At 51.0% G+C, this 7607-nt stretch carries 7 protein-coding genes and 1 pseudogene; 4 read left to right on the forward strand and 4 right to left on the reverse strand.

The window, feature by feature from the left end:
• Window positions 1-3 precede the first annotated feature (3 nt).
• Entirely contained in the window at window positions 4-1719 is a 1716-nt protein-coding gene (locus AC58QD_RS08830; RefSeq protein ID WP_497332146.1) for a glycoside hydrolase family 20 protein, read from the reverse strand.
• A gap of 209 nt (window positions 1720-1928) precedes the next feature.
• Here AC58QD_RS08830 and ilvD point away from each other — a divergent pair, with 209 nt between their 5' ends.
• From ilvD to AC58QD_RS08850, 4 genes are read left to right on the forward strand one after another with little or no spacing between them, the layout of a single operon-like run.
• Complete coding sequence (ilvD, locus tag AC58QD_RS08835; protein WP_497332148.1) at window positions 1929-3653, forward strand: dihydroxy-acid dehydratase; 1725 nt, start codon at window positions 1929-1931, stop codon at window positions 3651-3653.
• 34 nt (window positions 3654-3687) lie between these two features.
• On the forward strand, window positions 3688-5163 hold the full coding sequence (locus AC58QD_RS08840) for a M81 family metallopeptidase (RefSeq protein ID WP_497332150.1): 1476 nt from the start codon (window positions 3688-3690) through the stop codon (window positions 5161-5163).
• Between the two features lie 44 nt (window positions 5164-5207).
• Window positions 5208-5972, forward strand: a complete 765-nt coding sequence (locus tag AC58QD_RS08845; RefSeq protein WP_497332152.1) for an SDR family NAD(P)-dependent oxidoreductase — start codon at window positions 5208-5210, stop codon at window positions 5970-5972.
• A gap of 52 nt (window positions 5973-6024) precedes the next feature.
• A complete protein-coding gene (locus tag AC58QD_RS08850) occupies window positions 6025-6681 on the forward strand; it encodes a GntR family transcriptional regulator (protein ID WP_497332154.1) in 657 nt (218 codons plus the stop codon).
• Between the two features lie 15 nt (window positions 6682-6696).
• Here the strand turns inward: AC58QD_RS08850 and AC58QD_RS08855 are convergent, their stop codons facing one another.
• The 3 genes and pseudogenes from AC58QD_RS08855 to AC58QD_RS08865 all read right to left on the reverse strand — a co-directional run.
• Window positions 6697-6822, reverse strand: coding sequence for a hypothetical protein (locus AC58QD_RS08855; RefSeq protein WP_497332156.1), 126 nt, complete (start codon window positions 6820-6822; stop codon window positions 6697-6699).
• Complete coding sequence (locus AC58QD_RS08860; RefSeq protein WP_497332186.1) at window positions 6795-6944, reverse strand: cupin domain-containing protein; 150 nt, start codon at window positions 6942-6944, stop codon at window positions 6795-6797. The genes AC58QD_RS08855 and AC58QD_RS08860 overlap by 28 nt, the downstream gene beginning before the upstream one ends.
• 148 nt (window positions 6945-7092) lie before the next feature.
• Window positions 7093-7392 (reverse strand): annotated as a pseudogene (locus tag AC58QD_RS08865) (cupin domain-containing protein); the annotation flags it as partial.
• Window positions 7393-7607: the final 215 nt, after the last annotated feature.

Raw genomic sequence — 7607 nt, forward strand, 5'->3', positions numbered from 1 at the left:
TCGCTAGGCTTCGTTACTCATTCCAACATTCGTATTAAGGTTGCTCTTCCCCTCGCATTCCGCATAAGCTGCATACCAATCAGGGAGCATCCGCTCAGGTATAAGAATATGCCTCAGTACGCCGAAGCCATATATAACTCGCCACAAATGTTCACTCTTATCGAGCCTTGTGCGAATCAATGGGAGCGCCTCTTCCATGTCCCGATTCATGGCCTCCTCAATAACGTGATCCAATGCCATTAACTCGGCTTTGGCCTCTATGTGCGCGAACACCCATGGTTGCGTCCGATGGTTGCGGATCAGGGGCTTCAAGGAATGCAGCTCACGTTCCCAGATAGACGCACGCTCGTAATTCAGCTGCTGCATATCTAACAAAACTGCCGTTAATTGATCAGCAGCCTTGCCGCCCACACCGAGAATGAACCTGCAGTAAAAAAGAGTAATGTCACGGACATCCCTGTTCACATCCCAGCCTAGCTGACTTGCCACAAAAGCATTGTAATGATCGCCGAACGATTCATTGTAAGTCATAAATCCTTGGCAATGCTGTTCGCCGAATGAACGCAGCACGGACTGAATACGCAGCGGGGCAATGTGGATGCCCGTCTTCGTGTACACATCCCTACGGTCGTTCGAGAAACCGATATGTAAGAAACAGCCAAGCTGCATGCTGCCAATATGTGTGCGCACATCCGGCAATTCAAAGACACCATAGGTTGCACTCACTTGGAACGAGCCGAACCAGCTGTTGGCAGGTCCATTCACGAATTCTCGCAGTTGTGCACTTTCCTCCTCTGATGTCCACCAACCGCATATATCAACCTTGAGCATTGGGTAATATGGGCGGATCGTTTCAAAGACATCGTTAACGAGCTTTAAGAAAACAGGATAATACGGTTGACAGAGCTCGCACGCGCAGCCCCCATCGTCATAAGGAGCGCATACGATCTTGGTGATGTGGATCCCTGACTGCCTCAGATCAGCGAACAGACGCTTCTGATTGCCCATGATAACCTCGCGAGCTTGAGGATTCGAAGGACACAACACTTGTCCTTGGACACGCAGCTCGTGATTCCGCACGCCAACCCATTCGGGACGCATTTGATCGACGAATCCTATGTTAGGCGTTACAACTACGATATTATCGAGTCCAAGGCGTTGGCTGTAAGAAAGCCACTCCTTCTTTCTTTTCCACAAAAACATGGAGGTGCTATGGTACACATGCGGATTATAAGGATCCGGCATATCGTTAGGATCGAACCAATCCCCATATCCGCTAGCGCCTGCTAACGCCAGATCCTCTAAATACCGGCGCATCTCCCGGGTCCAGCATACTTCGAAGGAATTGCCAAAATGACCAGGCATGTAATGGATACGATCGGCAAGCATCGGCACAGCCTCCACCCTTTCAGGCGTTAACACGGCTTCAGCCTTCGTCTTCTCCCTGCCCTCGCTATGAACCTGAGCTAAAAGTCTTTCAATCAACGCGCCTACTCCTGCAATATAATCCCGAGTTTGGCGAGCGGCTATGACAACATCTCCGGACTCGTGAATCTCGAGCACGTAACCTTCTGTCTCAGGCTGCTGACGAAAAGAGAGCTTAATCAATCGCTCCGACCCATCACCTTCCATTTCGGTTAATCGTTCTTCCGCTATACGTGCCGCTTCACAGGCATCAGGACACAATTCCTCAATTGAAATAGCAAATAGACGATTCATTTGTTTGGCCTCCGTTTCATGTCATCCCTCTTTCTCAGTAAAGTATAAAATACGATTGTATGATTGTCTACAATCTTATCGGACTTATAAACGCCTTATTTATTTTGTGTTATATAAAGCTAATATTAGATTGTAGACAATCTTACAATTACATTTTATACTCAGGTTATTACATAATTGACCCCAATATTACTCAGGAGGCGTTAGAGTTGGATACATTGCAGAGTCAGAAGGTTAGGAAGATGAGCTTCGAGGGCGACGCCTTGCGGATGTCCATGGATTGGACCGTTGCCGACCTGGATAAAGTGCAAGTGCTCGTGGAGAGCACCCATGGCTCCAGCCATCCGAGCTCTTATCACCTGAATGAGCTTGTTGCAGAGATGGAGAAAGGTGTGCTTCAGGCGGGCGGCAAGCCGGCTATTTATACAACGACTGATATTTGTGACGGGATTGCTCAAGCGCATGCTGGAATGCACTACTCCTTGGCCTCGCGTGATTTCATTACAACGATGGTGGAGATTCACTCACGCGCCACCCCATTCGATGCCATGGTACTGAGCTCTGCAGGAGACAAGGCGGTTCCCGCGCATCTGATGGCTATTGCCAGACTGGATATTCCGGCTATTCATGTTCCAGGAGGCGCGATGGGTGCAGGTCCGTGCATGAAATCGAACGAAGAGCTGTGGCATATGAGCGTGGAAGTGAAGGATCAGAAGATGACGCAGGAGGAATTCCTTGCTTTTCAACGAGCTTGCTGCCCGACTTGCGGAGCTTGTCAGTATATGGGCACGGCTGCGACCATGCAAGTCATGGCGGAAGCCCTGGGTCTGGCGCTTCCGTGGTCAGCGCTGATCCCGGCGACGAATGCGGAGATTCGCCGTATGGCAAGAGCGGCAGGCCAGCATGTAATGATGCTGCAGCAGGAAGGTATAACTCCATCACGGATTCTCACTAGAGAAGCATTCGAGAATGCGATCATGATTCACTCGGCCATCGGCGGATCCTTGAACGCCGTCATGCATCTCATTGCGATCGCAGGTGAGATTGGCATTACTCTGGATGCCGAGCTGTTCGATACGATTCATCGGAAGATTCCGGTGCTTGTGGATACGAAGACGGCTGGCAAGTATCCGACGGAGCTATTCTGGTATGCTGGCGGAGTGCCGATGGTAATGAAAGAGCTGAAAAACTTCCTGCACCTAGATTGCTTGACGGTAACTGGACATACGGTAAGAGAGAACCTGGAGCAGTTCGACAAGAGCGAAATGCCTCGATTCGCTGAGATGTTCCTGGCTAACTACAAGCTTAACAAGCGGGATGTCATCTACCCGATCGCCAAACCGCTCAAATCCGAAGGCTCAACCGCCCTGCTCAAGGGAAATCTGGCGCCGGAAGGCGCTACTGTCAAGAAGTCGGCGGTCGTCGAGGAAATGCTCGTACACGAGGGACCTGCTGTTGTATTCGATGATGAGCCTACAGCTGTGCAGGCGCTGCTCGACAAAACGTTGAAGCCAGGTGACGTCATTATTATTCGTTATCAAGGTCCTAAAGCAATAGGCATGCCGGAGATGTTCTATATGTCAGAGCTGATCGCCTCCGATTTGGTCCTGTCCAAAACGACTGCTCTTGTTACAGACGGCCGATTCTCTGGGGCAACTCGCGGTCCATGCATCGGTTACTTGTGCCCGGAAGCATTGGACGGCGGCCCTATCGCGTTCATTGAGAACGGAGATCGAGTAAGAATCGATATTCCTTCGAGAACGCTCGATGTGATTGGAACGAATGGTACTGCTGTGCAGACCAAGGAAGAAGTTGCAGCGGTAATGGAGGAACGGAAGTCTCGTTGGACGCGCCCTATCATGCAGCATAAAGGTGCTTTGGGTCAGTACACGCGCTTGGCCAAGCCCGCACTCAAAGGCGGATCTATGTCGTAGACAATACTCTGTGTAAGAAGAGGAGATGTGCCTAATGAATATTGTAGTCGGAGCTATCTTGCAGGAAAGCAATACGTTTAGTTCTGCACGCAGCCAAGTTGAGGACTTCCGCAGGTACTATTTTCGAGTGGGGGAAGAGCTGTTTGCCGAGCAAAAAGTAGAGAACGAATTCAGCGGCGCCAAGCGGGCCGCTCTAGAACAAGGTGTGACCTGGCATCCTACTTTATATGCGCAAGCCGTTTCCTCAGGCCCCGTCCGTCGGGCTGCTCTGGATGAGCTGAAGGGGCTGCTGCAAACACAGCTGGATCTAATACCCAAGTGCGACGGTGTTCTATTCCATCTGCACGGCGCTTGGGTAGCTGAAGATAATGATGACGCCGATGGCGAGATTGTCACTCTCCTTCGGGAGCATGTAGGACCTGACATTCCTATCGTGATTACGCTAGATTCACACGCCAACGTTACTCAGACTATTATTAATAACGTTAATGGACTCGTAGGCTATCGGACATTTCCACATATCGACTATGCCGATACCGGCTTTCGGGCGGCTAATCTTTTGTTCTCGATCGTGCGAAAGGAAATCAACCCTCATATAAGATTCACCAAGGTTCCCATGATAGTCCCTGCTGAGAACCAGCAAACGTACCGCGGACCTATGTTCGACCTATGGCAGGAAGCCGAGGCCGGAGAGCGAGATGGAGCGTCTATGCTTACCTCCCTATTCGCTGTTCAGCCTTGGCTGGATGTGGCCGAGATGGGCTTCACAGCTGTAACAATCGGTCCTAACGCTGAACGAGCAGCTGCTGAAGCAGATCGGCTCGGAGCGTTAGCCTGGAGCAAGCGTCAGGAATTCGACGTCGAGCTATACTCTGTTCCTCAGGTTGTTGCCGCTGTGCTTGAAGAGAAGCCGGACGGCTTCGTCATCATCTCCGATTCCGCTGACAGCCCTGGCGCCGGCTCTCCTGGAGACAGCAACTTTGTGCTGCGGAAGCTGCTTGAGCTTGGTGCGGAGAAGCAATTGTCCTGCCTTCTCTCCATGGTAGACGCTCCTGCCGCCAGACGGGCTGCAGAAGCTGGCCCAGGCAGTACCATCCGGCTGCAAGTCGGCCATACGATCAGCGTGGAGATGGGCTCCCCTATCGAGATTGAGGGCACCGTTGCCTATGTAGGGGATGGCAAGTTCCTCTTCGGCGGCGGGACCGTCGCTAATCTGGAGGCCAATATGGGGCGTTGTGCCGTTGTCTCAATTGGCAAGCTGTCGTTGCTCCTGATGGAGAATCCTACATTTACAGGAGACCCCGCCATGTACCGCAGCGTCGGGCTGGAACCGCTCCAATCGGACATTGTGTTAGTGAAGTCAGCGAATCAGTTCCGCGCGGAGTACGAACCGCTCGCCAGTCGGATCTACATCTTAGACACGCCGGGCGCCAGTACCGCGAATCTGCTCAGCTTGCCCTTTGTCAAAATACCGCGTCCGATGTATCCTTTTGATAATAACTTCTTTTAATGAAATTAGCTGATCATTAGAAAATTGGGTGTAGGAGGAGTTTCATGCGACTGCAGGGTAAAGTGGCATTAATAACGGGCGGTTCAACAGGAATCGGCCGTGAGGTGTGCTTGAGATTCGCGGAGGAAGGCGCCAAAGTAGCAGTGAACTACATCGGGGACGAGACTCGTGCAGCAGCAGTAGTTGCTGAGATTGAGGGTAAAGGCGGTCAAGCTATGGCCGTGTATGCCGATGTCAGCAAGGAGGAACAAGTGAACACTATGATTGATCGCGTGAATCAAGCATGGGGCGGAGTGGATATTCTGGTGAACAACGCAGGTATTTATCCGCGTAAGACTTGGCATGAGATTACCGGAGATGAATGGGATCATGTGCATGCAGTGAACGCCAAATCCTGCTTCCTGACCAGCAAAGCGGTTTTCCCCTATATGAGCGCACGCGGGTATGGCAAAATCATCAACGTCTCCTCAGTCACCTTCCAACGCGGGCAAAAGGGCTTCGTGCATTACGTCGCCTCCAAAGGCGCCGTTGTCGGCTTCACCCGAGCGTTGGGTCGGGAAGTCGGTCCTCACGGAATTACGGTGAATGCTATTTCACCTGGGGCGGTAATGACGGAACAGGAGCTCCTGGACATGCCTGATCTGGACGAACGCGAACAAACAAGAGTATATTTGGCGCAAGAGCAAGCCATCCCAAGACGTCAGATTCCTGAGGATATGGTAGGCTGCTTCCTGTACTTGGCTTCATCGGACAGCGATTTCATGACCGGGCAGACCCTTAGTGTAGACGGCGGCTGGACGATGAATTAGACGTAGCTTTATAATGTAGGTAATTATACGAACAGGAATCGGTGAACACCTCATGCCTCCATTTCAATTCGAAGAACAGAAGACGACTTCATTACGGCATAAAGTTACGGAAGACATCCGCAAAGCCATCCTGCTAGGTCAATTAAAACCTGGGGATCGGCTTAGGGAAGTCGAGGTGTCCAAGCAAATGGGAGTAAGCCGCGGCCCTATCAGAGAAGCGCTGCGCATGCTTGAGCAAGAAGGGCTGCTGATCTCCCAGCCTTACAAGGAAACAACCGTTGCGGAGATATCCAGTGAAGAAGTACAGGAGGTTCTCCTCCCTATACGTCTGACGCTTGAAAAGTACGCCATTCGCAAAGCACTGCCGAATATTGGTGAAGCTCAGTTGGCCAAACTTAGAGCCATCGTCGCTGCTATGCAGGAAGGCGCAAGACAGCTGGATCTGGCCAAGGTTGTGGAAAGCGATCTGTCGTTCCACGAATATTTAATCGATCTCGCCGGAATTCCAAGCCTGCTGAGCACATGGTCGTCGATCAATAATCGGATCCGCCTTCATTTTATTGTCCAAGGCCGAACCTATGACAATCTCGAGGTGCTGTATCACTCGCATCAGCGGCTTCTTGACACGATTGAGACTCGGGAGCTGGATAACATTCTTGCTGAGATTACGATTCACATTCAGGATTGGAACAATACGGAATCTAAGTAAGAGAAGCCTCAGTCGTTATTTAGGGTAGTAGGAAAACCCCGGATATTTGACGACCGGCCATTCCTCCTTGCGCAGCGCATCCAATAATTCGGGTCCAACATTCAAATTGTCTCTTACCAGCTCGCGAGGGGTAAGCGCCATCCACACTCATCATTATTCGGATGCCAATGTAGTTCTCTCATTGCGCCCGGTTCAATCTCAACGAGCGCCGCTGCGATAGTTTTAGATATAGGAAAGTCAGAAGAGTCTACGATTCGTACGATTCAGCCCGGTGTTTTAATTGGTGTTTGCGATAGCAGCTGATGCTTGAAGCTTAGGGGAATGGTGCCGTAAGGGGATTGTACCTTTTCACTTTCCAACGGACCTGGGACCTTGTCTTGATAAATATAGACCTGCCCTGAAGGAATGTTGTTAAAGCATTGATTGGTACTCCGAAATTGGCAGACAGGACATCCTTTGGAGTTCGTGCAAACCAATCGGAGATGGATAAGATGTTAAGGTCAGAAAAGTTCCCGTCGTCGAAGACCAGCAGGAATTCGCGTGCTCCAACCCCTGAATGGAATGCGGGAGGCCTGGGGGGAAGTACCAAAGGTCGCCCGGGCCTACGTCGGCAATGAAATTTCGCCCCGCTTGGTCGACTGACGTAATTCGCGCCCTCCCTAATATCATATAAGACCATTCTGCTTGTTGATGCCAATGCAATTCCCGAACACCACCGGGTGTCTAGCTCATATTCACACCCAAGTGTGGTCGCTACAGCGATTGTTCAACCTTCATAGTCACTTCTAAAGCGGATTTTCCGCGCTACAGCGATTGTTCAACCTTCTGAGTCACTTCTAAAGCGGATTTTCCGCGCTACAGCGATCGTTCAACCTTCTGAGTCACTTCTAAAGCGGATTTTCCGCGCTACAGCGATCGTTCAACCT

Source organism: Paenibacillus sp. J2R1T-4, from assembly GCF_059692235.1.